The sequence below is a fragment of the Shewanella subflava genome (genome assembly GCF_025971955.1).
GTDB lineage: Bacteria > Pseudomonadota > Gammaproteobacteria > Enterobacterales > Shewanellaceae > Shewanella > Shewanella subflava.
In genome coordinates, this window is record NZ_JAPDMX010000028.1 from 54,072 (window position 1) to 79,212 (window position 25,141).

The window sequence follows — 25,141 nt, forward strand, 5'->3', positions numbered from 1 at the left end:
ATGTCGACTCTTACGATTGAAAATGTTTTCAGTGATTACCAAGGACAGGTGATTTTAAACGGACTCGATTTAACGTTACAGCAAGGTGAGATTGTTGCCTTACTTGGTCCTAGTGGCTGCGGAAAAACCACTTTATTACGTGCCATAGCAGGTTTACAGCCTATTAGTCAGGGTTCGATTAAAATTAATGGCGATGTATTAAGCAGTGATAACGTGTTTATTCCCAGTGAGCAACGTGGTGTTGGGATGATCTTTCAAGATTATGCCTTATTTCCACACCTGACTGTCGCAGATAATATCCTTTTTGGTGTCAAAGGGTTAAATAAAGCTGAGCGACAATCTCGTTTAGATGAAATGCTTGAATTGGTTAAATTAACGGGATTAAGTCAACGTTACCCCCATGAGTTGTCAGGCGGGCAGCAGCAACGAGTGTCGATAGCCCGTGCGTTAGCTTATCAGCCGCAATTACTGTTACTTGATGAGCCATTTTCAAATATCGATGCACAAGTACGTAATGAAATGATGCTTGAGATCCGCAGTATTCTCAAACAACGCAATGTCAGCGCGGTGTTTGTGACCCACAGTAAAGATGAGGCTTTTGTCTTTGCTGATAAATTGGCATTGTTTAAAGAGGGTTGCATTATTCAGCATGGTTTAGCTGAAGAGTTATACGCTCAACCCACCGATAGATATGTGGCTGAGTTTTTGGGTGCGGGAAATTACTTACCCGTCACTGTCAATAGTTGCATGGAGGTGTCATCGCCAATTGGCGTGTTGCAAAGTAGTGCGTCTATAAACTATCCTGTTGATTATCAAGGGCAGTTATTACTCAGGCCTCAACAAGTTGAATTGGTTGCTGATGAACAAGGGCTTGCTGTGATTGTTGAACGACGCTTTTTAGGAACGGTATGCCACTATTGGGTAAAAGTTGAAGAGCATTGTTTAGAAGTGAGAAGTCAGCTATTACAATTGTCACCGGGTCAAAAGGTCAACTTATTTGCGCCTGCTCACCCCTTGGTTATTTTTTGATTGTGTCAGATCAAAAAGTTAAATTATGATGGGTTTAGAATATTCAACTGAGCGGTAACTGGACTTGTTTGTTTAGTTTTCATTTTTTAAACCGATAACAATGTAGGTGGTTTGTTTCAATATGGATAATCAGGTTATGCCGCGCGAGCAATTAGGGATTTGTGCCGAAGGTAATTTACACAGTATTTACTTGATGTTTAATGCCAATGATGGTGTTGAAGATCAATTGCGCCCTTCAATTGCCAGTGTCGCGCAATATATCTATGAACTCACCGATCAGTATGCTGACAGTGCTTTTAATGGTTTTGTTGCTATTGGCGCAAACTTTTGGGATACCTATTATCCCGAAGCCCGTCCAGCCTTGTTAAAACCTTTTCCTTCAATGAGTGAAGGCAATCGTGATGCTCCAGCCATTGAGTACGATTTGTTTGTGCATATTCGTTGTGATCGTTTTGATATTTTGCATTTAGTGGCCAATGAAATTAATCAAATGTTCGAAGACTTGGTTGAACTCGTTGAAGAAGAACGTGGCTTCCGTTTTATGGATAACCGTGATTTAACCGGTTTTGTTGACGGCACAGAAAACCCTAAAGGGCGCCATCGTCAACAAGTGGCTTTGGTTGCAGATGAAGACCCAGAGTTTAAGTCAGGTAGTTATGTTCATGTACAAAAATATGCGCATAATTTAAGTAAGTGGCACCGTTTACCAGTTAAAAATCAAGAAGATATCATCGGCAGAACTAAGCAAGATGATATTGAATATGAATCTGAAGACAAGCCATTAACCAGCCATATCAAGCGGGTTAATTTAAAAGATGCTAACGGCGCATCCATGGAAATTTTGCGTCAGAGTATGCCCTATGGCTCAGTAAAAGAGCAGGGATTAATGTTTATCTCTAGCTGTAAGACGCCAGACAATTTTGAGCAAATGCTACGCAGTATGATTTATGGTGACGGGCATGGTAATCATGATCATTTAATGCAGTTTACGAAGGCGCTAACTGGGTCATCATTTTTTGCTCCTTCATTAGATTTTTTACTGCAGTGGGATGAAGCGTAACTATGCGTTTTACTCAGATAGATGAATCAGCTTTATGATTATTAATGTTTAATGGTAGTTAGAGTGTGGTTCATAAATAAAAAAGCAATGCCTATGCATTGCTTTTTTATTGTCAGTTTTACCAGCATTGCCGCAGCGATTACTCGCTAAAATTAAACAATGATTTGACCGTTTCAAGGGTATCATCAATGGTCTTGATGCTTGATGGGCAGATGAAAATTGTATCATCACCGGCAATTGTACCCAAAATACCTTCAGGTTTACCTATTGAATCTAATAGACGTGCAATTAATTGCGCTGCACCAGGACTGGTTCTGACCACAATCATTGCTTGGTTATGGTCAACATCAAGTACGAGATTTTTAAGCGGGCTGCCTGCCGTTGGCACGCCTAATTCAGCGGGTAAACAGTATACCATTTCTTGTTTGGCGTTACGGGTTCGGACCGCACCAAACTTACTTAGCATTCTTGACACTTTTGATTGGTTAATGTTACCGAATCCTTCGGATTGAAGTGCATTAACAATTTCACTTTGACTGCCAAAACGCTCTTCTTTTAAGATAGCTTTGAAGGTTTTGACCAGATCATCCTGATTTTTAGTGGTTGGCATATAGTATTTTCATCTTATAGTTGTTATTCAGAAAAACGCTTTATTTTGAATACTAGTGGTTTTTTTGTCAAGAAAAACCCACTTTTTATGAATAAAAATTCAATTTAAATCGTTTTGATGATATCAAAAATGGTTTACTTGGTTAACTTGCTCAATACCATAATGGTTTGATTATTTTGATCTACTAAGCGCAACTTTCCTTGGTTAATGGACGCAGATTTGATTAATGGCATGGCTTTCATGACCTTTTGCTCCTGAGTCATTAGCGCTTCAATACAGGCTTTACGTGTCGACCCCGCAGGTGAGAGTGTGAGGATATTATCTTCGAATGTGTAATGCCCCATAAATGGATTGCAACTGGTGTTGCCACTGAGTTGGCCATTTTCAGTAAAGATGAGTTTTGCCGGACTGTAATCTATGGTTGGTGCAGACAATACTGATTCAATGTGCCACGTGCCAATTAATGAGGTTGAATTATCGATGACCGAATGACTTTGACATGCACTTAAAGAGAAAATAACTGCAGCTGCGCCTAAAAAATGCTTTATCATGTTTGCTTATTTATTGCCTAGAATATTCAAATTGACGCTATTCTACTTGATACTGTGGCAAAGTGATAACCCGTCGTCCTTCTATGTGTGAGAAACCAGTATGATCAAAGCGTTAAAATTACTTCATTATCTCGGTTCTATGCTATTAATGTTGGGTTGTTATTTGCATCTTTTTACCGATACCAGTCAGCGAGCGCAAGGCATGTTAATTGTGGCCAGCTGTATTGGTTTAGGTTTAGTGTTGATGGCTCCATTTCCTGTGGCATTGATGATCCAGTGGGCAAAAAATCAAGATAATCAATCATTGCCTTCCTCAGAAACTGCAGATCACCAGTCAATCACAGCAGAAAAACCATCAGAAAAACATCAGGATAAACCTCAGGATAAATCGTGATTCAATATCGCCAAGCTCATTTAACGGATGTGCCTCAGTTAGTTGAACTGGAACGTAAACATGTAAATGCTGAGCTATCTCGACATGATCCAAGTCTTCAAGGGCAGGGGTTAACCCAAGTTCAATTAACGCACTTGATCAACCAGCATTGGATTATATTGGCATTAGATGGCGCCAAGATTGTTGGCTATGTGATAGCGGCTCAATGGAGCTTTTTTGGTAAACAGGCTTTATATCAAAAAATAATTCAAAAACTTCCTTCACTCGGGCTAGATGGTTTGCCACTGCGGGTTAATCAAGATAATAGCCTGCAATATGGGCCAATTTGGATTGCTCAATCATATCGAGGCCAAGGGATTTTCTCTCGGTTAGTGGAGCAATTGGTTCTTACTATCAAGCATAAAAGTGACTACTTAGTGGCTTATATAGCCGAGGATAATGGGCGTTCTTTTAAGGCTCACACCCAATATGCGGATATGCATGTCGTGGATTATTTTGGGTTCCAACATCGTGATTTTTATTTGTTGCTACGAAAGTTGTCTTAACCTTAAATTGTGGAGCTGAATGTGTCAGGCCAATTTGAAACGTTATTTAAACCTTATTTTGAACTTCGCTTGAGCGCTTTTGATAATGCTAAGCTTGTGGTGTCTGTGTTAGCGGCTAATGCGCAGCCGTTTCTGGCTGCAGAAATCATTTTACAAACTGATGATGCGACAACATCCATTAAACATTATGGGGTTAAATGGTTAGATTATTGGATTGATTGCGGTCAATTAAATCAATACCAAGTGGGTTTACGCTTGGTTGATGACACTGATAAACCTTCGCTTGACATGATTGATGAAATCAAAGTCCCCGTGATGACTATGCAACAGGTTGGCTTTATGTGTATTGAGAGCGCTCATTTTGATCATTGCTAATATTTGCAGCGGTTGACCTTGTATGATTAACATTCATTTATAACAGGTTACATGTCCTAAATTATACCGATAAAAAAACCGCCATGATGGCGGTTTTTTTAGGCTGCAAAGCAAGACAATTATAGTCCAGCGTCTGCGCGTAATATTTCAGCTTTATCAGTCGCTTCCCATGGGAAACCTTCACGACCAAAGTGTCCGTAGGCAGCGGTTTGCTGATAGATAGGACGAGCCAGATCTAACATTGCGGTTAAGCCATAAGGACGAAGTTCGAAGTGTTGACGCACTAGCTTGATTAACACCTCTTCAGAAACTTTACCGGTACCAAATGTTTCAATACTGATTGAGGTCGGCTCTGCAACACCAATTGCGTAAGATACCTGAATTTCACAACGGTCAGCTAAGCCCGCGGCAACGATGTTTTTAGCCACATAACGAGCAGCATAAGCCGCACTACGGTCAACTTTTGAAGGGTCTTTACCAGAGAAAGCACCACCACCATGACGAGCCATGCCGCCGTAGGTATCAACGATGATCTTACGACCGGTTAAACCACAGTCTCCCACAGGTCCACCAATCACAAAACGACCTGTTGGGTTAATAAAGAATTTAGTTTCTTTATTTAACCATTGTGATGGTAATACTGGCTTGATGATGGTTTCCATCACTGCTTCAATTAAGTCAGCTTGTTTAATTTCTTCTTTGTGTTGCGTAGATAACACAACTGCATCAATACCTACGATTTTACCTTCGTTATAGGCAAAGGTAACCTGGCTTTTTGCATCAGGACGTAACCAAGGTAAAGTACCGTCTTTACGCACTTCTGATTGACGCTTAACTAACTTGTGCGCATAGGTGATTGGCGCAGGCATCAACACATCAGTTTCGTTGCTTGCATAACCAAACATTAATCCCTGGTCACCAGCGCCTTGCTCAGCTGGATCGCTACGGTCAACACCTTGGTTGATGTCTGGTGACTGTTTACCAATCGCGTTTAAGATTGCGCAAGAATCAGCATCAAAGCCCATATCTGAATGGGTGTAACCAATATCACGAACGGTTTTACGGGTAATTTCTTCAATATCAACCCAAGCAGAGGTGGTCACTTCGCCGCCCACTAATACCATGCCTGTTTTAACATAGGTTTCGCACGCAACACGAGCTTTCGGGTCTTGCTCAAGGATTGCGTCTAATACCGCATCAGAAATCTGATCGGCGATTTTATCTGGATGACCTTCTGAAACTGATTCAGAAGTGAACAAGTGCTTTGCCATAGTGGGAAAATCTCGTCGTTTGCTGATAAAAAATAAATAGTTTTATACGTCTAGACGTCTATTCTAGTCGAAAATTAATCTGATAACACCCCTCTATACGAATTAATGCTTAGAATTGTGCAATGCAGCAAAAAATAATCGTAAGCGAAATTTACCTGTTTTCTATGTTGCGCAATTAACAATATGAAATTTAAAGACTTCATTATATTTTATGTGATTTTAAAATAAGGGATGATGTCGATACTGAAACAATATCCATATAATCAAAATGCTTGTTAAGCTGACAATATCGATTACATTGCCGCAAATTTTTTCTTATTTATGATGGTTTAGCCTGTTTTTTAAACATTAATAGCCCTGTAAGCGCTGTTAGTATCGATACTGAAGTTGCCGCGGAAATTTTAATTTGCGTCCTGTCGCCTAGTAGGGGAAAATATCCCCTCACAATTGCCCGCTAGACCTCATCAACAAGCAGGAGAGAGCATGTCATCTCGTAAAGAACTCGCAAACGCAATTCGTGCGTTAAGTATGGATGCCGTTCAAAAAGCCAATTCAGGACACCCAGGCGCACCTATGGGTATGGCTGATATTGCTGAAGTGTTATGGAATGATTTTTTAAAGCATAACCCGAATAACCCAAATTGGGCTGATCGTGACCGTTTTATTTTGTCTAACGGCCATGGCTCAATGCTTATCTACTCTCTACTGCATCTTTCTGGTTATGCATTACCTATTGAAGAGCTTAAAAACTTCCGTCAATTGCATTCAAAAACACCAGGTCACCCAGAATACGGTTATACCCCAGGTGTTGAAACCACCACTGGCCCATTAGGTGCTGGTATCAGTAATGCTGTGGGTATGGCTATTGCTGAAAAAACCTTAGCTGCGCAATTTAACCGCCCAGGTTTTGATATTGTTGATCACTTCACTTATTGTTTCTTAGGTGACGGCTGTTTAATGGAAGGCATTTCACACGAAGCTTGTTCATTAGCGGGTACTTTAGGTTTAGGTAAACTGATTGCGTTTTGGGATGACAACGGTATTTCTATCGATGGTCATGTTGAAGGTTGGTTTACGGATGATACCCCTAAGCGTTTCGAATCATACGGCTGGCATGTTATTGCTAATGTTGATGGCCATGATAGCGATGCCATTCGTGCGGCTATCGAAGAAGCTAAGTCGGTTACTGATAAACCAACCATGATTTGTTGTAAAACCATTATTGGTTTTGGTTCGCCAAATAAGTCTGGTAGCCACGATTGTCACGGTGCACCACTTGGTGATGCTGAAATTGCAGCGGCGCGTGAATTCCTTGGTTGGCCACATGCACCATTTGAAATCCCTGCTGATGTTTACCAAGGTTGGGATGCTAAAGAAGCTGGCAACACAAATGAAAATGCCTGGAATGAAAAATTTGCCGCGTATAAAGTGGCAGAACCTGCATTAGCTGCTGAATTTGAACGTCGTGTATTAAATGGCGATTTACCCGCAGATTTTGAAGCTAAAGCACAAGCATTTATTCAACAATGCCAAGACAAAGCGGAAGGTATTGCTAGCCGTAAAGCATCACAAAATGCGATCGGATTCTTCGGTGAAATGTTACCAGAATTGTTAGGTGGCAGCGCTGACTTAGCAGGTTCAAACCTAACCCTTTGGTCTGGTTCTAAAGGTATTCAAGACGATCCAGCGGGTAACTACATCTACTACGGTGTGCGTGAATTTGGTATGAGCGGTATTATGAACGGTGCATCACTTCACGGTGGTTTCATCAATTATGGTGCCACCTTCATGATGTTTATGGAATACGCGCGCAATGCGGTACGTATGTCGGCATTAATGGGCATTCAAAATATCTTCGTTTATACCCATGATTCAATTGGTCAAGGTGAAGATGGCCCAACCCACCAACCCGTTGAGCAACTTGCTAACTTGCGTATGACGCCAAACATGACAGTATGGCGTCCATGTGATGCTGCTGAAACAGCCGTATCGTGGAAGGCTGCCATTGAAACTCGTCAATCGCCAACGTCTTTAATCTTTAGTCGTCAGGGCTTAAAAGCACAAGCACGTACTGCTGAGCAATTAGCCAATGTTGCTAAAGGCGGTTACGTACTTTCTGATTGTGAAGGCACTGCAGATGTGATTTTAATTGCGACAGGTAGTGAAGTGCAGCTTGCGCTAGATTCAGCGGTTGCATTGACTAACGAAGGTAAGAAAGTGCGCGTAGTGTCTATGCCATCAACGAATGTGTTTGATAAGCAAGATGCGGCATACAAAGAGTCAGTGCTACCAAAAGCGGTGACTAAGCGCGTCGCAATTGAAGCGGCTCACGTTGATTATTGGTACAAGTATGTGGGCTTTGGTGGTGACGTTGTAGGTATGACTACCTTCGGCGAGTCAGCGCCAGGTGGCGATTTAATGAAGCACTTTGGCTTTACTGTTGAAAATGTGGTTAACAAAGTTAACGCATTAGCATAATAAACAGTTGAGTCACTTACACAAATTATCACTTATATGTTAAGTGTTTAATTGTGTATAATAAAACGGCCTACACATTGCGTGTGGGCCGTTTTTATTTTTCTGCCTTATTAACTTATCTTTTTATGCTGGGAATGGAATGATTCGAGTTGCAATAAATGGTTATGGTCGTATTGGCCGGTCTATTCTTAGAGCCCTGTATGAATCAGGTAAACGCCAGCAGATTCAAATCGTTGCAATCAATGAGCTGGCTAAACCAGAAGCCATTTGTCACCTCACACAATACGATACCACCCATGGCCGTTTTCAACATCAAGTCAGGTTGAAAGACAATCACCTTATCGTAGGTGATGATGCTATTTTATTACTTAATCAAGCCGATCCGAGTTTATTGCCATGGGGTGAGTTGGATATTGATATTGTTTACGAAGCTACGGGTAGCTTGAATGATCGCCAAGAATGCGAAATACATATTCAAGCAGGCGCTAAACAAGTTCTGATCTCTCATCCTTCTTCAGCAGATGTGGATGGCACCATTGTGTATGGTGTTAATCACGATTTATTGCGCCCAGAGCATACCGTTGTGTCGAACGCGTCATGTACTACTAATTGTATTGTGCCGGTGATTGCAGTATTAGATAAGCATTTTGGTGTCAAAAGTGGCGCTATTACGACTATCCATTCAGCAATGAACGATCAACAAGTGATTGATGCTTATCATGATGATTTACGCCGCACACGCGCAGCGGGTCAATCGATTATTCCGGTTGATACCAAACTTGCTCGAGGTATTGAACGCATATTACCGCATATGAAAGATATGTTTGAAGCTATTTCAGTACGTGTACCAACCATTAATGTGACCGCTATCGACCTGTCGGTCACCGTGGAAAAAAAGGTTGATATTGAGCAGGTTAATCACATGTTAGCCTTGGCTTCAAATGGCAGTTTTAATGGCATTTTAGGCTATACTGATGAGCCGCTAGTATCATGTGATTTTAATCATGATCCACGCTCGAGTATTGTCGATGGAACCCAAACCCGTGTCAGTGCCGGTCATTTGGTTAAATTACTTTTATGGTGTGACAATGAGTGGGGTTTTGCCAACCGCATGCTCGACACTAGCTTGGCGATGATTCAAGCTAAGCACTCTGGGCAATAATATATTGCCGTATTTAGTGCCTAAAACGTAAAGGCAACAAAGATTAATTAACCGTGGATGTTTGTCGGCGGTTTGTACCCATTTTGTTTTTTATTTTTACATTTATGAGGAAAGGCTAATTATGGCAATTATCAATATGGTGGACTTAGATCTACAAAATAAGCGTGTGCTTATTCGTGAAGATTTAAACGTACCTGTTAAAGATGGCGTCGTCACCAGTGATGCTCGTTTACGTGCAGCATTACCCACCATTAAACTGGCACTTGAAAAAGGTGCCGCAGTCATGGTGATGTCGCATTTAGGTCGCCCAACTGAGGGTGAGTTTAATGCAGAGTTTTCATTGCAACCTGTTGTGGATTATCTGGCAAAAGCACTTGATTGCCCAGTGCGTCTCGCTAATGAGTATCTTAATGGTGTGGATGCTAAAGTGGGTGAAGTGGTTGTTTTTGAAAACGTACGCTTTAATCCCGGTGAGAAGAAAAACGATGAAGCCTTAGCGAAGAAAATGGCTGCACTATGTGATGTGTATGTCATGGATGCTTTTGGTACCGCACATCGCGCTCAAGCATCAACCCATGGTGTGGGTGTATATGCGCCTATCGCATGCGCAGGTCCTTTACTGGCTCAAGAATTAGATGCATTAGCTAAAGCCATGGATAATCCAGCTCGTCCATTGGTGGCGATTGTTGGTGGTTCTAAAGTGTCCACTAAGCTGACAGTACTTGAAAGCTTATCGACTATTGTTGACCAACTAGTTGTGGGTGGCGGTATTGCAAACACCTTTATCGCAGCAGCTGGTTACAATGTGGGTAAATCATTATACGAAGCTGATTTACTTGATGAAGCAAAACGCTTAGTTGCTAATGCGCAAAGCCGTGGTGGCGATATTCCTGTGCCAACGGATGTTGTTGTTGCTAGCGAGTTTAGCCCGACGGCCACAGCAACCCTTAAATCGGTAAGTGATGTTTCTGATACTGATATGATTTTTGATATCGGCCCTGATAGCGCAGAAGCGTTAGCTAAAATTATCGAACAAGCTGGCACCATTGTGTGGAATGGTCCCGTGGGTGTATTTGAGTTCGATCAATTTGGTAAAGGGACAGAGCGCATTGCGATGGCGATAGCGGAATCAAAAGCTTTTTCTATTGCAGGCGGTGGCGACACCTTAGCGGCAGTGGATAAATACAATATCGCAGATAAAGTTTCCTATATTTCAACTGGCGGTGGTGCTTTCCTTGAGTTTCTTGAAGGTAAAAAGTTACCTGCAGTTGAAATGTTAGAGCAACGCGGCGCAAAATAAGCGTCAAGCGACAAAATAATAATTATTAGAAAAAACCGTTCCTTAAACTGCTTTTTTGCGGTTTAAGGAATATAAAAATCCATCCAAAACATAGCGACCTAGGTGAGTAATCACCCTATAATTGGAGAACAAAATGGCTCTTATCTCTCTACGACAAATGCTAGACCATGCTGCAGAGCACGGTTATGGCGTACCGGCTTTCAACGTAAACAACCTTGAGCAAATGCGTGCGATTATGCAAGCTGCTGAAGCAACTGACAGCCCTGTTATCGTACAAGCATCTGCAGGGGCGCGTAAGTATGCTCGTCCTCAGTTTTTAAAGTATTTGATGGCTGCCGCGCTTGAGCAGTATCCTGATATCCCAGTGTGTATTCACCAAGATCACGGCACCGATCCCGATATCTGCCAGCGTTCTATTCAGCTAGGTATGTCATCAGTGATGATGGACGGTTCATTAATGGCTGATGGTAAAACCCCTGCATCGTATGAGTACAACGTGGATGTTACCCGTCGTACTGTTGCTTTTGCACATGCCTGTGGTGTGTCAGTAGAAGGTGAGATCGGCTGTTTAGGTAGTTTAGAAACCGGTATGGCGGGTGAAGAAGATGGTGTGGGTGCCGAAGGTATTTTAAGCCATGATCAACTGTTAACTACACCTGAAGAAGCGGCGCGTTTTGTGGCCGATACTCATGTTGATGCACTTGCGATTGCAATTGGTACCAGCCATGGCGCCTACAAATTCAGCCGTAAACCAACCGGTGATGTATTACGTATAGATCGCATTAAAGAAATCCATGCACGTATTCCTAACACTCACTTGGTTATGCATGGCTCATCTTCTGTGCCACAAGAATGGCTAAAGATTATCAATCAATACGGTGGTGCTATCCCTGAGACTTACGGTGTTCCTTTAGAGGAAATCGTTGAAGGTATTAAGCATGGCGTGCGTAAAGTTAACATTGATACCGACCTGCGTTTGGCATCTACCGGTGCTGTGCGTAAATTCTTAGCAGAAAACCCAGCAGAATTTGATCCGCGTAAATTCTTAAAAGCATCAATGGAAGCCATGGCTGACATTTGTACTACACGCTATGAAGCATTTGGTTGTGCGGGTATGGGTTCTAAAATCAAGCCTAAGTCTTTACAAGCTATGTATAAAGCGTATCAATCTGGTGAGTTAGATCCAAAGATCAATAACTAATCGCCAGTTAATATACCAATCAACATCTCATTACTGAGTGTTCGTTTCTATTTAAGCCCGTATAACGTCAGTTAAGCGGGCTTTTTAATTTTCAGCCCTAAACCTCCGATTCCAGTAGATGGTCATCATCAATTAGGCTCTGCCTGAATTACGTTCAATAGCTGATTAACTCAAGTAATGCGTGTGCTTTACTAATGGTGTGGTACAAGCTTCTAAATCTGGGATGATTTTGTAGCACCTATAGGGATATATTTACGGCGTCTTGTTAACGCACGTTAGGAAAGCGCCCTTTTAGGGAGTGATATCAAATCCACCGTCTTCAGAAGGTGAATTCATTACTTGAAAGTTTACTACCAAATCTGTTGTATATTCATACAAAATGGCGCATCATCGCCGCCCTTAAAATATTGTCTTAATATTGGCTGACAGCTCAATCACTCTAACGTGAGGTTGTGCTAGTGGCTGCGGCACAATGTAGTTAAATTTGTTTTTTATATTGTTAAAGTGACTTAGTTATGCAAACAACAACAGATAAACCCCTTAAGCTTTTTGCCTTAACCTGGCCATTGTTTATTGATTTTGCGCTGCACTTTCTGACCGCGGCGTTAAACACATTTATGATAAGCCATGTTTCTTACCAAGGCGTTGCGGCATTATCTGTTGGCAATATGGTCTTTGAGTTAGCGATTACCCTATTTAGCTTTGTCAGTATCGGTGCCAGCGTTGTTATTACTCAGTACTTAGGGGCTAAGAATAAACAAGCAGCTAGAGATGTAGTTTACTCATCAATTGGATTTAATTTAGGGGTGGGTGTGGTTGCTGCAGCGGGGATCATTGCTGGTGCAAGTACCATTTTGTATTTAATGAATTTACCTGAACACCTATTGGCTGACGGTAAGTTGTATTTGCAAATTGTTGGCCTGTGCCTGATACCTGAAGCCGTTGCCATGTGCATAGCAGGAGCAATGCGCGCCCATGGGCATACCCAGCAAGCAATGTGGGTAACATTGGCGATGAATGTCATTACCTTCAGTGGAAATTTATTGCTTTTATATGGCTGGTTCGGTTTGCCACAAATGGGCGTAGCAGGTGTTGCAATTAGCACGGTTACAGGTCGAATTATTGGCATGTGTATCATGCTATTTTTGTTTGTTCGTTATACCGGTATCCACCTTCACATTCCTTCCATTGTTAAACCGCAATGGAAAATGCTTAAAAAAGTATTCCATATTGGTCTGCCAGCAGCGGGTGAGAATTTGTCTTGGATGCTGCAATTTTTGGTGGTGACCTCTTTTGTCGGTTTGATGGGTGATAAAGCATTAGCTGCACAATCCTTGTATTTTCAGATCTGTATGTTCATTTTGCTGTTTGGTTTGTCTATCGGCATCGGCAACGAAATTATCATCGGTCATTTGGTTGGAGCAAAGGCGATTAAGGCCGCTGAGGCGCAATTATATCGCGCCTTAAAAATAGGCCTAATCGTCACCACTTCCGTGGCAGCATTAGCAGCGATATATGGCGAATACCTTGTATCGTGGTTTACCGATGAGAAGGATGTATTACAACTGGTTGCGCCTTTGTTTATTTTAACGTTATTTATGGAGCCCGGTCGTACCTTTAACCTTGTGGTGATAAATGCTTTACGCGCCAGTGGTGATGCCAAATATCCATTCTTTGTTGGCGTGTTTTCCATGTGGTGTATTGCCGTTCCCGGAGCATATTGGCTTGGTGTGCATTTAGACTATGGGCTTGTCGGTGTTTGGGCTGCTTTAGCTATTGATGAGTGGGTGAGAGGGCTTGCAATGCTTTGGCGTTGGCGCAGTGGTCGCTGGCAAACTAAAAGCTTAGTGCTGGAGCATCCTTAACCCCTAAAGTATATTCGGTTTGCTTAGTGTTGAGTTTTTCATTTTGGTCACGAAAGTGTTAACATGCCCGCGATTTTGAGGGGATTAATTGTTAAATAAAGGATCGGACAACATGAGAAAGTTACTATTAACTGCTGCAATATCATTGGTAATGCCATGTACAGCCTTTGCCGGTGCAGACTTTGTCGAAGGTGATAAAACATTTGCTGCAGATGCTGAATTAGGGGCAACCTTAACCACGGGTAACACGGATACTTCATCTTATAAAGCGCGTTTGGATATGAAGCATGAGCTAGGTAATTGGGAAAACCAATACTTACTTGAAGGGCTTTATAAAGAAGATACTAAAGAAGTGACTGCGAAGCGTTTCTTTGCTGGTGTTCAGGGTGATTATCAAATTAACGAACTCAGCTACCTGTTTGCCAATACCAACTACGAATTAGATCCTTTTACCGGTTACGATTTTACTTCCACGACATCAGCGGGTTATGGTCATCGATTCATTGATACTGCTGATACTTCTTTAAAAGCGGAAATCGGTCCTGGTTATATTTATCAACGTTTAGATACTGAAACTGCCTTAATTGAAGGTTATGAGTCTACCGACAGTGTGGTTGCCCACGGCGTGGTAAACTTCCAGACTAAAATCAGTGATTCATCAAAGTTTCAACAACGTTTTGTTGCCGACTGGGGGGAAAAATTAGATGCCCGTTCTGAAACCTCTTTGACAGCGAGTATTGTTGGCGCCTTGGCAATGAAGTTTGCTGTGATAGTGCGTTATAACAGCGAGCCATTAGAAGGCAAAGAAAGCACAGATACTGAAACCAACATGACACTGCTTTATTCATTCTAGTTTTGTTGTTGGATTATGCGAGGGCCTGTGTGCAGTTTTCACTTGCATTGCAAACAGGCCCTAGAGTTAATCAGCCCTAACATTAAGTGTTATTTTGATGCCTTGAGCAGTGCTATTTTACCGCTAACCGTGTTTATTTTTATGTTTCCTTTTGCATTTCCGGTGTTGAACTTTAGCTTTGCTGAGAGTGAATAAGCTTGTTTGATAGGTTGGTCTTGGGTGAGTTGGTTGTTTAATCTGCCATTTGCTGCGCCGTCAATGTTAAACGCGGCATTGGGCATTGTGTGAAAGGTTAATGTGACATCAGCACTGATGGTGTCAAAAAATGCATCCGAAATTGCGTCACTTAAGGCCAGTTCAATATCACCGCTAATGCTGACTGTATTGATTTTTTCTACGCTAAGGTGTGTTCCTGTGATGTCTCCTGAAACACTGTTTATGGCTAGGTCAGTTACTTTGCTTGCTTTAGATAGAATGTTGCCGCTGACGACTCGATACGTCGCCTTACCGCTTGTATGGGTGTCAGTAATCTCACCTGATATAGATTCCAGGTTGACAGTGCCGTTTAAATGTTGAGCATTGATAGACCCCGATTTCGAATTTAACTGTATTTCCCCCGTTAAATTCTCTGCTTTGATATTGCCGCTCACTAATGCGATGTTAATGTTACCATTTAGCTGTTTTACTTGGTAATTTGCCGATATACCTGTTGCATTTAATTGGGTGTTGTTTGGGATGAAAATCACTAGGTTAGAACCTGATTTATTTTTGCTGCTATAACTTTTAGGTAGAGTATCTTCAATGATCAGTGTATTGCCTTGTTGCTCAAAAATGAATCCTTGCGATAATTCATCCCGTTGGCCTTTGACGCTCACACTATTGTTGTTCCAACCTATTATTTCGACATGACCACGTTGAACTTCCAGCTCAATATTGGGCTGGTTTATGAGATCTAAGGTTTGCTCCACATTTATTGCCGCAAATACCATCGGCGATACCAGTAAAATGCTGACACTTAAAATAAAAGTCGCCGCTAACTTTTTAAGTTTGTTGTTCATATCATCCCTCCTTGCAATGAAACTGTTATGTTTAACATCTGTGTAGCAGCCATTGACAAAGATGATGTCGTTTATGCATAACAGTCAATATCAATACCATCTCATGTTTTTGACCTTACGGCATTCACTACTAATTTTTTCAGCCTTTAGTTTTAATTTTGACCGCCGATAATTCAGTTAACAGCAATGTTCGATTGATTTTTTTTCGTTGTATGATTCGCTTATATGCCTAAAAACGACTATATATTAACAATAAACTTTAACTAAAAACGTTAACTAAAAACTTTAACTAAAACACGTTAAAAAATAACTTTAGATAAGAAGGGTACTTTATGTTGATCCGTTCTAAGCTGGTGTTAAGTGCCGTAGTGTCAATTTCCGCGCTGGTGGCGATGTTTGCTTTACAAAAATACACGGTAAATATTCAACAAAAATTGTCTACAGCCACAACAAGTGTGATGGAAATTGAAAAAGAAATTTTTTCACTTAGAAAAGAAGAGAAAGATTTCTTAACGAGGTTAGATCTGGTTTATCTTGACAAGCATCAACAGAATTATGCCGATTTAGTGGTGTTATTTAATGATGTTGAGCAGGTGTTGAACGATCGAAACATTCCCACAAACGCACTCGATGGCGTAAGAAATAGCGTTAATCTTTATCTGGAAGCATTCAATGATATTGTGGATTTGCAGAAAGAAATTGGTTTAACTCCAAAAACAGGTTTATATGGCCAGTTAAGAGAGGCCGTACATAATGTTGAATCGATTTTAGATGCAAATAATGAAGATGCATTATTAGTCGTCATGTTGCAACTTAGACGTAATGAAAAAGACTTCATGCTTCGCAACGATATTAAGTACAACGACAGTTTTAAAGACAATATTGCAAAGTTCAAACAAGCGGTGAATAACGCCTATTTACCCTCTGAGGTGAAATCGCAATTACAAAGCAATATTGAGCAATACCAACAAGCTTTCCAAGCTCTAGTACATAAAAAGCAAGAGTTTGGCTTATCTGAAACTAGCGGTAAGATGAAACAGCTTCGAGATGCGATATATCAAACAGATGCTGATAGAGAATTGCTCCACGATCAAACCTTAGCTGAAATTCAAGCAGCAGAGGATAATGGGACTTATTTGGGCGGCGGCATATTTTTACTTATCGCGTTAGCCCTGTCTATTTTCACTTATTATATAATTCGCAGTATTATTACTCCGGTGGAAAATATTACCCGTATTATTTCAAGTATTGAAAAAACCAAAGATTTGACCATACGTTGTGATACTACTGGTGATGATGAGTTATCACTCATTGCAATTCACTTTAACAGTATGGTGGGGTCATTTCAGGATTTGATTGAGCAAGTTAACGAAGCCGTAGATGCAATGAATTTTTCATGCCATGAGTTGTCAAAAAATGCCAATGTCGCCTCTGAGGGGGTATTAAGACAACTAAGTGAAACCGACATGGTTGCCACAGCGATAACGGAAATGGGCGCCACCATTGATGAAATTGCTAAAAATACTGAGTTAGCAGCCTTAAAAGCAAGTCAGACCAATGACAACGCGAGAACAGGCCAAAGGGGAGTAGAAGAAACCATCGCTAAAATTGAACTGTTAGCGAGCCAGTTAAATGATTCTTCAATAGTTGTGGCGGAATTAGAGCAGGACAGTAAAACGATTGGCAGTGTTTTAGATGTGATCCGCGGCATTGCGGAGCAAACCAATTTGTTAGCGTTAAATGCGGCGATTGAAGCGGCAAGAGCGGGCGAACAGGGCCGAGGTTTTGCGGTTGTTGCAGATGAGGTGCGCAGTCTTGCGATGCGAACTCAAGAGTCAACTGAAGAAATTTCGGGGATTATTAGCACCTTGCAAACTCGTACACGTTCTATTGTTCAGTTAATGGAAACCAGCCAAAGACAAGGTGCTGAAAGTGCTGAACAAGCTGCTAGTGCGGGCACCTTACTTCGTCAAATTAACGATGATGTTAACAATATTATGGATATGAGCACTCAAATTGCTGCGGCGATTGAAGAACAAAGTATGGTGGCTGCAGAAGTGAACAAAAATGTGGTGGTTATTCGTGATATTGCCGATGAATCATCGCATGCCTCTGAAGAAAATGCGGCAGCGTCAGAAGATTTACGCATTCGTGCTGCGGGTTTACACAAGTCTGTTAGTGTATTTAAAGTGTAACGTTGGTGATAAAAGATATAAAAAACCTAACCCACAAGTTAGGTTTTTTTATTTTCAGCCTTAAATCACCTACTTCAGTAGGTGGTTATCATCAATTAGGCTCAGCCTGAAGTAAGTTCAACGGTATTTGTAGGAGTCAATTTGAACATAGCTTATTAACTCAAGTGATACGTGAGCTTTGCTAATGGTGCGGTACAAGCTTCTAAATCAGGGAAGATTTAGTAGAGCCCATAGGGACATATATACGGCGTCTTGTTAATGCACGGTAGGAAGCTCCCTTTTAGGGAGTGATATCAAAGCCACCTTCTTCAGAAGGTGGCTCTTTTATTTCGGCTTGTTACTTAGCAGTAACAGTTTTGACACCTTCAGGTGTGCCCACAAGTAAAATATCTGCACCACGGTTGGCAAATAGGCCGTTAGTGACAACGCCAACAATGGCGTTAATCTTAGTCTCCATGACTTTAGGATCTAAAATTTTCATGTTATGAACATCTAAAATAACATTACCATTATCGGTAATAACACCTTGACGATACTCAGGATCACCACCTAGCTTAACTAACTCACGGGCAACGTATGAACGAGCCATTGGGATCACTTCAACCGGTAACGGGAAATCACCTAAAATAGAGACTTCTTTAGTGTTATCAACGATACAGATGAATTTTTTAGCCACTGCAGCAACGATTTTTTCACGGGTTAATGCGGCACCGCCACCTTTAATCATATCCATACGATCATTAATTTCGTCGGCGCCATCAACATAAACAGCAATATCAGCAACGTTATTTAAATCAAAAACCTCAATACCCAATTGCTTCAGTTTTGCCGTCGATGCTTCAGAGCTTGATACTGCGCCTTGAATATCATCTTTTATTGTCGCTAAAGCATCAATAAAGTGGTTAACTGTTGAGCCTGTTCCCACGCCAACGATTGTGTCTCTTTCGACATATTTCAGTGCAGCCCATCCGGCCGCTTTTTTCATTTCATCTTGAGTCATTAGGCTATTCCATTGGTGGCTTTAAAAAGAAGACTGTAAAAACTCGCAAGATTATAACGCAACTTGTGATTAAAACGTTTGCTGACTGTCATAAAACTGTGCATTTTTAAATGCATCTAATACCCTGACATTAATGTCGCTGATAAATTTCTTTTCTAAACGCACATCCATCACATATGCCTTGATGGTTATGGTCTGTAAATGCTGACCAAAGCTGAAATCTGTCCCCAGAATGACATTAATGGGTTTATTTAAAAAAGTATAAGGTGAGCACTGGGTTGCTTCTTTAGCCAAGGCCATGGCTTTTTTATGGTCAACCTGTACAGGTAAGTGAAATTGAATCGCCACCATTTCATCGAGTGCTCCACTGTTAGCGTTAGACACTGCAGTTTTAAGCGCTTCAGCGTTGGGCACCATGATGGTATTGTCATCAAAAGTGCGTAACCAAGTGACACTCCATTCTAATTTAGTGACCTCACCATAGTGTCCACCTAAGGTGACCATATCGCCAACACGATAGGGGGGATTTAGCATAATAATAAAGCCAGCAATCATGTTTTTAGCCGGTTCTTGAGTGGCTAAACCTATGACAATACTGATTGACCCTATCATGGCCAACACGACGTTTTGATGTGGAGCAATTATTCCAACAGTGGCGTAGGTAATCACACTGCCCCAAATAAATAATCGTATAAAAGGGTATAGTCGCCCCCAGAGTAATCGGTATTTGGGCAACTTATTGGTGAGCAGATCTAAACTCATTTTTATTCCAACAAGCATTGCCCAAGCAAGGCCACATATCAGAACAATAATCGCTATTTTTTCAAATGAAATAATATTGATTAACGATTGCAAGGCATCAGCGCTGGATTCCATACTCACTCCTTCTACCTTTGGTTATAGGCTAAATAGTTTATTGTGATTAACCAAGTGCATTGCCACAATTTTGGTTAATGCAGGGGTGATTTGGTAATAATGACGGGCAAAATCATCTTCACAATACTGTGGGATAATTAATCCCTGCCGATTTAAAAACTCTAATGTTAACGAGCTTTTTTCTATTGAAATATTGAAAATAATGCTTAAATTTTCAACCGTTAAACCACCGTGAATATAAATCTCTGCTAGCGCAAATAGTGATTCTTCATTTAAGTGATTTAACGCCTGAGTATCAACCGAAATCAGCTCTTTGGCGGGCAGATTGCTTAGCTGCTTTATAGGAAGGGATTCAAGCGAGCGCTTTAAGACCAATAAAGCTAATTTAGGATGCCCCTGACTAATCACCATTAAGGTTTTACTGAGTTCTTCTATCGCCGTTAATTCAACGTCTAAAGGGTCTGTATTCGCCGTATTATCATCGGTTTTGACTGCGTTTTGTGCGGGCAAGGTTATACCTAAATCCGTCAAATGTAAGCTTAAAAGTGTCTTTAATGCCGGTTGATTAAAATAAGACAGATGGACTACGGTTTTAAAAAAGTGGGTTATTTGATATTGAGATGATAGCCGCTGCCAAACATATGTTTCACACCCCATAATCCAGCAATGTTGCTGGCGGGTCTCCATTAAAATTGTGGCTAAGGTGACTAATGCTTGATAGTTCCCCATTCTTCTGAGCATTAATTTATGCATATCATCAATAAAAATGATTTTCGCGGGTTGAGTATTGATTAAGCTTATTGCATCGGTAATCGACTGGGGCTCATGATGAATATTAAAACAACTAAATAAGCTGGATATTGCGTCTTTTGTGGATAAGGGCGCGCGATAAAAACTTAACCATAAAATCGGTTCTGCGCCTTGTTGACTATGAATAATGTTATTAATGAAATGGCTTAGGCCTGCACCAAATGGTGCCGTAATCGCACTTAGCTCACCTTGCTGTTTTCGCCACAATTCTATGGCATTGTTTATTTGCTCAAGAGCGAGTTCACGACCTAAAAGCGGACTCATACGATTAGCATGTATGGCATAAGGTTGCTGCTTTAATTGGCCTCTTATGCCATGGTAAGTATACGTTTGCGCAATCGCTTTTAAAGAGAGTTTGTCCGTTGGTTCAGATTCGGTCTTTTGTGGTGTAAAAATCGTTTTTAATTGTGCCACGAATAGCTGCCACTGAGCAGTAATAGCATTGAAGGTTACAGCCATAATATTATCCGTTTAATTGACTATCCATGAAAATACTTTAGCGCAATACACACCATAACAGGTTATATGTTTCCCATCGTCATCAATAATAGCGCATGCTAGCGTTATAAAATACTTGATGGCAGCGTTAGATTTTTTTAATTTCCAAATAATGACTTACCATCAAAACATGCCTGGTTAACACACCTATTTACCTTCGTTAATTCTGTTCACTTATTTACTGTGATGGGGATAAGTCATCGCAGTAAATTCAACTAGTTAAAATATAAACTATGACAATTAACGAGGTGAATTATAGTAAAGCGATAAGCCGAAGCGATTGGCTTTTGTTAAACATCATGCCCCCCAATAAAACCATGGGCGTGGGTAAGTAAAGCGGCGGTGATATTGAACTAATATTTAAGCGTGTTTTTGTGATTATTTGACTCGCAGAATTGGGATTACTTAGCGTATACTTTATTTTATTTATTCACTTAATGTACTTTATTATGCCATTCAAAGCCGTTTTTTCGACAGTCATGTTACTTGCTAGCTTGTCTTCCACTTTAGTGGTGGCTAAACCCGTTTCAACTTCAGAGCAGCAAGAGTTAGCGGCAGTTAGCGCAATGTTGGTAGATTTAAAAACCAATGAGGTGCTTTATTCAAGCAATATTAACCAACAAGTGCCTATCGCATCGGTGACTAAACTGATGACAGCAATGGTGGTTTTAGACGCTAAGTTACCTTTGGATGAGATGATCTCAGTTGATATTAGTGACGCAAAAATTATGCGTAATGTACACTCTCGAGTGCGGGTTGGTAGTGTTGTCAGTCGTGAAACCATGATGTTGCTAACTTTAATGTCATCAGAAAATCGTGCCGCTACGGCATTGGCCCATCATTATCCTGGGGGGTATTTCGCGTTTATCAAAGCCATGAATGCGAAAGCGAAAGCTTTAGGGATGGAGCAAACTCGCTATGCTGAACCAACGGGTTTATCTGCGGATAATGTTTCAAGTGCCAGAGATTTAATTATTTTACTACAAGAAAGTCAAAAATATCCCTTACTGGGCAAACTCAGTTCAACCGAGAAAAAACACGTCATTTTTAGTAATCCCAAATATAAGCTCGATTTTTACAATACCAATAAATTGGTATCAAAAGACACTTGGAACATTGCGTTAACTAAGACGGGATATACCAGTAAAGCTGGGCATTGTTTAATTATGCTCACTGAAATGGATAAGCGTAAAGTGGCATTTGTGGTGTTAGATGCGTTTGGCAAGTATACCCATATGGCTGATGCTAATAGACTCAAAAAATGGCTTGAAACAGGTAAAGTGACCCCTATACCTGCTTCTGCAAAAGCCTATAAAAGTCAAAAGCAAAGTAGTTAATCAACCCTAAAATTTAATATTCCATTGAGATTTTTCGCTATTGATGGGGCATCGCCATTAGTGGATATCGTCATTAGTGGATATAGTGGAGCAACTGTCTTCTAGTGCCAACATAACCCGTGATGAGGTTATCTAGCTTTAACGACTAAATGAATGTGTGCCGACTTTTCGTCCCAGTTATGCTAATAACTGGGATTTTTTATATTCGGTAGAGTCTTAAAAATATTGATGTTGAGTGATCATTTACCTTGTTAACACGGTATAACATCAGTGGTGAGTATCGGGAGAACATTATGCTTAATATGGATTTCAGCCAGCGAGTGAATATCAATACACTTAATCAGCAATGGCAAGCGAGTCCTGCCTCAGGAGTATGGCGTAAACGACTTGCTCGAGAAGAGGCTGAGCGTGGTCATGCAACCAGTATTGTGAAGTATGATGCGGGAGCTAGCTTTGCGACGCATCCACACCCATCAGGGGAAGAAATACTCGTTTTGTCAGGGGTATTTTCCGACGAAACCGGTGATTATCCTGCCGGCAGTTACCTGCGAAATCCACAGGGGTTTAGTCACGCCCCTTTTAGCCTTCAAGGATGCGAGTTACTGGTGAAACTGCATCAGTTTCAAGCTACAGATACCAAGCAGGTTCGAGTTGATACCCATAATACCCCTTGGCTGCCAGGTTATGGCGACTTAAAGGTGATGCCATTACATCAACACAATACCGAATCTACCGCTCTGGTATTTTGGCCAGCAGGGGCAAAGTTTCAACCTCATCGCCATTTTGGCGGCGAAGAAATTTACGTGATAAGCGGGGTGTTTATGGATGAATTTGGTCAGTATCCCGCAGGTTCTTGGCTTAGAAGCCCGCATTTAAGTCAACACAATCCTTATGTTGAACAAGATACCGTAATATGGGTGAAAACGGGCCATTTATAATTGACAGGTTCGGCGTTTGAACCTTTCAAAAAAACAATTTAAACGATATATTAATCGCTCACCTCTAGTCAGGATAAACATTAGCAATGGATGCTTATACCCTACATATTTCGACCGCGATAATTAGCGCCATGATGGTCGTCAGTTTACTCACCTTTTATTTTGTCGGTAATCGTGAACGCAGTCTGATAGATTGGAGCATTGCTGGTGGACTATTCTTTTTTAGCAATGGCGTTGGCCTGGCGTCTTATTTGTTTGAGGTTCCCTATTGGCTTGGCCCTGCACTCACTAACGCCTGTTATACCTTGGCACATCTGGCTTTACTGGCAGGCATAAGGCGCCACCTTTTATTACCGCCTAACTGGTCTTTAATGTTATCGGTAGCTACAGCGGTGTTTCTAGCGCACTACATACCGGGGTTATTAGAAACCGCCACCCATAGATTACTGTATATTTACCCCTTATTGATGACTATCAATGTTTATACTGTCTTTACCGTGATTCAGGGAGTGAAATCGAAAAAAATTCATGCCATTTACTACCCTTTTATGCTTGCTGAGTTAATCTTTTTTGGCCAACAATTAGTACGCTTTACCTTTGTTGTATTTGATAATCAGTTACCTTTAACTATTGCAGGTGATGACTTATTACAAACTTTGGGTACATTGGCTGTCATGACCTTTTTATTACTGATGATGTTATCCTGTTGTTTGATTATTTACCGCCAACAGCAACTTAAATTATTTGATGCCATTGAAGTGGATTCATTAACGGGTCTACTTAATCGTCAGGCTTTACCTCAACGCGCTAAAGACATGTTTGAACAAAGTATTCCTGCAACGCCATTGGGGATAATGGTGGTTGAGATAGCTGCTTTACCTCAATTAAGCGAACAATATGGTTACCCCGCAAGTGATAGCGTGATAAAGCATATTGCCAATGTGCTGAAATTCACTACCCATATTCAAGGTGGTATTTTTCGAATTCAAACTAATAAGTTTGTTTTGTTGATTGAAGAGGCAACGGTTGAACAATTAGTGCGTTTAAGTGATCGTTTAGCTGAAAAAACCGCCAACATGCAAATAAAACCTTTACCTAAAGGTATCCAGATTAACTTGAATATTGGCTATTCGATTCAAACCATCCATGATCAGAGTTGGCAAATATTGTTACAGCAGGCTGAGCAAAAATTAACGCAAACTCAGTATGCGGATCAAACACTAGACCAGAGAAATGATAAAAATATGACCTTAGATAGATTCGGTTTTATTGCTTGATATCCTAACGGGAGAAGCGCTTCATTAGGCTGAAACCATAGCAATTATACCGAATAGTCTTACCGTCAAGCGTGTTTAATTGACTTGTAATCCGACCCCAAGGATAGGGAGTTAGCGCAAGGTTAGAACTCAAGTCCAAACTCGTTATTGATGTTTACATTCGCCTTGTTATCAGAACTCAGTTTAAATTCACTGTTAGTAACCTCAGCTCGGGATAGAAACTCCTTTATCGTGATTAACATAAACCAGAGTGCGAATGAATTTAGCGAATAAAAAATGTGGCTCACAGGCCACATTTCTTTATTTTCAGCCCATAAACTACCGACTTCAGTAGGTGGTTATCATCAATTAGGTTTTGCCTGAAGTATGTTCAATAGCTGATTAAATCAAGTAATAGGTGAGCTGTTCTAATGGTGCGGTACAAGCTTCTAAATCAGGAATGATTTAGTAGCGCCTAT

General features: G+C 40.9%; 22 protein-coding genes. 15 read left to right on the forward strand and 7 right to left on the reverse strand.

Annotated features, from left to right (window positions below; translation table 11 throughout):
* Positions 1 to 1,029, forward strand: coding sequence for an ABC transporter ATP-binding protein (locus tag OHT75_RS11940; protein WP_264726924.1), 1,029 nt, complete (start codon positions 1 to 3; stop codon positions 1,027 to 1,029).
* A 121-nt stretch (positions 1,030 to 1,150) separates the two neighbouring features.
* Positions 1,151 to 2,089, forward strand: coding sequence for a Dyp-type peroxidase (locus OHT75_RS11945; RefSeq protein ID WP_264726926.1), 939 nt, complete (start codon positions 1,151 to 1,153; stop codon positions 2,087 to 2,089).
* Positions 2,090 to 2,228: 139 nt separating this feature from the next.
* Here OHT75_RS11945 and argR read toward each other — a convergent pair whose 3' ends face one another.
* Positions 2,229 to 2,699, reverse strand: coding sequence for a transcriptional regulator ArgR (gene argR, locus OHT75_RS11950; RefSeq protein ID WP_264726928.1), 471 nt, complete (start codon positions 2,697 to 2,699; stop codon positions 2,229 to 2,231).
* A 134-nt stretch (positions 2,700 to 2,833) separates the two neighbouring features.
* On the reverse strand, positions 2,834 to 3,250 hold the full coding sequence (locus OHT75_RS11955) for an META domain-containing protein (protein WP_264726930.1): 417 nt from the start codon (positions 3,248 to 3,250) through the stop codon (positions 2,834 to 2,836).
* A gap of 100 nt (positions 3,251 to 3,350) precedes the next feature.
* Between OHT75_RS11955 and OHT75_RS11960 the strand changes: the two genes are divergently transcribed.
* The 3 genes from OHT75_RS11960 to OHT75_RS11970 are packed head-to-tail and all read left to right on the forward strand — an operon-like array spanning position 3,351 to position 4,564.
* On the forward strand, positions 3,351 to 3,644 hold the full coding sequence (locus OHT75_RS11960; RefSeq protein ID WP_319803636.1) for a hypothetical protein: 294 nt from the start codon (positions 3,351 to 3,353) through the stop codon (positions 3,642 to 3,644).
* Positions 3,641 to 4,189: a GNAT family N-acetyltransferase gene (locus tag OHT75_RS11965; protein WP_264726932.1), complete on the forward strand. Its 549-nt coding sequence runs from the start codon at positions 3,641 to 3,643 to the stop codon at positions 4,187 to 4,189. The genes OHT75_RS11960 and OHT75_RS11965 overlap by 4 nt, the downstream gene beginning before the upstream one ends.
* A 21-nt stretch (positions 4,190 to 4,210) precedes the next feature.
* Positions 4,211 to 4,564 carry a hypothetical protein gene (locus tag OHT75_RS11970; protein WP_264726934.1) on the forward strand — a complete coding sequence of 118 codons (354 nt, stop codon included), beginning with the start codon at positions 4,211 to 4,213 and terminating at the stop codon, positions 4,562 to 4,564.
* A 119-nt stretch (positions 4,565 to 4,683) separates the two neighbouring features.
* Here OHT75_RS11970 and metK read toward each other — a convergent pair whose 3' ends face one another.
* Complete coding sequence (gene metK / locus OHT75_RS11975) at positions 4,684 to 5,835, reverse strand: methionine adenosyltransferase (protein ID WP_264726936.1); 1,152 nt, start codon at positions 5,833 to 5,835, stop codon at positions 4,684 to 4,686.
* Between the two features lie 483 nt (positions 5,836 to 6,318).
* Here metK and tkt point away from each other — a divergent pair, with 483 nt between their 5' ends.
* The 6 genes from tkt to OHT75_RS12005 all read left to right on the forward strand — a co-directional run bounded on the left by tkt (position 6,319) and on the right by OHT75_RS12005 (position 14,694).
* Complete coding sequence (gene tkt / locus OHT75_RS11980; RefSeq protein ID WP_264726938.1) at positions 6,319 to 8,313, forward strand: transketolase; 1,995 nt, start codon at positions 6,319 to 6,321, stop codon at positions 8,311 to 8,313.
* Positions 8,314 to 8,452: 139 nt separating this feature from the next.
* Positions 8,453 to 9,475, forward strand: coding sequence for an erythrose-4-phosphate dehydrogenase (epd, locus tag OHT75_RS11985; protein ID WP_264726939.1), 1,023 nt, complete (start codon positions 8,453 to 8,455; stop codon positions 9,473 to 9,475).
* A gap of 121 nt (positions 9,476 to 9,596) precedes the next feature.
* Positions 9,597 to 10,775, forward strand: a complete 1,179-nt coding sequence (locus OHT75_RS11990; protein WP_264726941.1) for a phosphoglycerate kinase — start codon at positions 9,597 to 9,599, stop codon at positions 10,773 to 10,775.
* Between the two features lie 133 nt (positions 10,776 to 10,908).
* Complete coding sequence (gene fba / locus OHT75_RS11995) at positions 10,909 to 11,976, forward strand: class II fructose-bisphosphate aldolase (RefSeq protein ID WP_264726943.1); 1,068 nt, start codon at positions 10,909 to 10,911, stop codon at positions 11,974 to 11,976.
* 515 nt (positions 11,977 to 12,491) lie between these two features.
* Complete coding sequence (locus OHT75_RS12000; RefSeq protein ID WP_264726944.1) at positions 12,492 to 13,841, forward strand: MATE family efflux transporter; 1,350 nt, start codon at positions 12,492 to 12,494, stop codon at positions 13,839 to 13,841.
* A 112-nt stretch (positions 13,842 to 13,953) separates the two neighbouring features.
* Entirely contained in the window at positions 13,954 to 14,694 is a 741-nt protein-coding gene (locus OHT75_RS12005; RefSeq protein WP_264726945.1) for a DUF481 domain-containing protein, read from the forward strand.
* Positions 14,695 to 14,783: 89 nt separating this feature from the next.
* Here OHT75_RS12005 and OHT75_RS12010 read toward each other — a convergent pair whose 3' ends face one another.
* The gene (locus OHT75_RS12010) at positions 14,784 to 15,752 is read right to left on the reverse strand and encodes a DUF4097 family beta strand repeat-containing protein (protein WP_264726946.1); all 969 of its coding nucleotides are present in this window, start codon (positions 15,750 to 15,752) and stop codon (positions 14,784 to 14,786) included.
* A 332-nt stretch (positions 15,753 to 16,084) separates the two neighbouring features.
* Between OHT75_RS12010 and OHT75_RS12015 the strand changes: the two genes are divergently transcribed.
* Complete coding sequence (locus OHT75_RS12015) at positions 16,085 to 17,947, forward strand: methyl-accepting chemotaxis protein (RefSeq protein WP_264726947.1); 1,863 nt, start codon at positions 16,085 to 16,087, stop codon at positions 17,945 to 17,947.
* Between the two features lie 337 nt (positions 17,948 to 18,284).
* Here the strand turns inward: OHT75_RS12015 and rpiA are convergent, their stop codons facing one another.
* From rpiA to OHT75_RS12030, 3 genes are all read right to left on the reverse strand, one after another.
* A complete protein-coding gene (rpiA, locus tag OHT75_RS12020; protein ID WP_264726948.1) occupies positions 18,285 to 18,947 on the reverse strand; it encodes a ribose-5-phosphate isomerase RpiA in 663 nt (220 codons plus the stop codon).
* Positions 18,948 to 19,016: 69 nt separating this feature from the next.
* Complete coding sequence (locus tag OHT75_RS12025; RefSeq protein ID WP_264726949.1) at positions 19,017 to 19,823, reverse strand: mechanosensitive ion channel family protein; 807 nt, start codon at positions 19,821 to 19,823, stop codon at positions 19,017 to 19,019.
* 21 nt (positions 19,824 to 19,844) lie between these two features.
* The gene (locus OHT75_RS12030) at positions 19,845 to 21,092 is read right to left on the reverse strand and encodes a hypothetical protein (protein ID WP_264726950.1); all 1,248 of its coding nucleotides are present in this window, start codon (positions 21,090 to 21,092) and stop codon (positions 19,845 to 19,847) included.
* Between the two features lie 518 nt (positions 21,093 to 21,610).
* On the opposite strand from OHT75_RS12030, the gene pbpG reads away from it, so the two are divergent.
* The 3 genes from pbpG (at position 21,611) to OHT75_RS12045 (ending at position 24,683) form a co-directional block, all read left to right on the forward strand.
* Entirely contained in the window at positions 21,611 to 22,468 is an 858-nt protein-coding gene (gene pbpG / locus OHT75_RS12035) for a D-alanyl-D-alanine endopeptidase (protein WP_264727734.1), read from the forward strand.
* Positions 22,469 to 22,761: 293 nt separating this feature from the next.
* Positions 22,762 to 23,406, forward strand: a complete 645-nt coding sequence (locus OHT75_RS12040; RefSeq protein ID WP_264726951.1) for a cupin domain-containing protein — start codon at positions 22,762 to 22,764, stop codon at positions 23,404 to 23,406.
* Positions 23,407 to 23,492: 86 nt separating this feature from the next.
* On the forward strand, positions 23,493 to 24,683 hold the full coding sequence (locus tag OHT75_RS12045) for a GGDEF domain-containing protein (protein ID WP_264726952.1): 1,191 nt from the start codon (positions 23,493 to 23,495) through the stop codon (positions 24,681 to 24,683).
* The last annotated feature ends 458 nt before the right edge of the window (positions 24,684 to 25,141 follow it).

Bases quoted from the DNA above. Each gene is read 5' to 3' on its own strand.
- OHT75_RS11940 (WP_264726924.1), top strand. From the start codon at position 1: ATGTCGACTCTTACGATTGAAAATGTTTTCAGTGATTACCAAGGACAG.
- OHT75_RS11945 (WP_264726926.1), top strand. From the start codon at position 1,151: ATGGATAATCAGGTTATGCCGCGCGAGCAATTAGGGATTTGTGCCGAA.
- argR (WP_264726928.1), bottom strand. From the start codon at position 2,699: ATGCCAACCACTAAAAATCAGGATGATCTGGTCAAAACCTTCAAAGCT.
- OHT75_RS11955 (WP_264726930.1), bottom strand. From the start codon at position 3,250: ATGATAAAGCATTTTTTAGGCGCAGCTGCAGTTATTTTCTCTTTAAGT.
- OHT75_RS11960 (WP_319803636.1), top strand. From the start codon at position 3,351: ATGATCAAAGCGTTAAAATTACTTCATTATCTCGGTTCTATGCTATTA.
- metK (WP_264726936.1), bottom strand. From the start codon at position 5,835: ATGGCAAAGCACTTGTTCACTTCTGAATCAGTTTCAGAAGGTCATCCA.
- tkt (WP_264726938.1), top strand. From the start codon at position 6,319: ATGTCATCTCGTAAAGAACTCGCAAACGCAATTCGTGCGTTAAGTATG.
- epd (WP_264726939.1), top strand. From the start codon at position 8,453: ATGATTCGAGTTGCAATAAATGGTTATGGTCGTATTGGCCGGTCTATT.
- OHT75_RS11990 (WP_264726941.1), top strand. From the start codon at position 9,597: ATGGCAATTATCAATATGGTGGACTTAGATCTACAAAATAAGCGTGTG.
- fba (WP_264726943.1), top strand. From the start codon at position 10,909: ATGGCTCTTATCTCTCTACGACAAATGCTAGACCATGCTGCAGAGCAC.
- OHT75_RS12000 (WP_264726944.1), top strand. From the start codon at position 12,492: ATGCAAACAACAACAGATAAACCCCTTAAGCTTTTTGCCTTAACCTGG.
- OHT75_RS12005 (WP_264726945.1), top strand. From the start codon at position 13,954: ATGAGAAAGTTACTATTAACTGCTGCAATATCATTGGTAATGCCATGT.
- OHT75_RS12010 (WP_264726946.1), bottom strand. From the start codon at position 15,752: ATGAACAACAAACTTAAAAAGTTAGCGGCGACTTTTATTTTAAGTGTC.
- OHT75_RS12015 (WP_264726947.1), top strand. From the start codon at position 16,085: ATGTTGATCCGTTCTAAGCTGGTGTTAAGTGCCGTAGTGTCAATTTCC.
- rpiA (WP_264726948.1), bottom strand. From the start codon at position 18,947: ATGACTCAAGATGAAATGAAAAAAGCGGCCGGATGGGCTGCACTGAAA.
- OHT75_RS12025 (WP_264726949.1), bottom strand. From the start codon at position 19,823: ATGGAATCCAGCGCTGATGCCTTGCAATCGTTAATCAATATTATTTCA.
- OHT75_RS12030 (WP_264726950.1), bottom strand. From the start codon at position 21,092: ATGGCTGTAACCTTCAATGCTATTACTGCTCAGTGGCAGCTATTCGTG.
- pbpG (WP_264727734.1), top strand. From the start codon at position 21,611: ATGTTACTTGCTAGCTTGTCTTCCACTTTAGTGGTGGCTAAACCCGTT.
- OHT75_RS12040 (WP_264726951.1), top strand. From the start codon at position 22,762: ATGCTTAATATGGATTTCAGCCAGCGAGTGAATATCAATACACTTAAT.
- OHT75_RS12045 (WP_264726952.1), top strand. From the start codon at position 23,493: ATGGATGCTTATACCCTACATATTTCGACCGCGATAATTAGCGCCATG.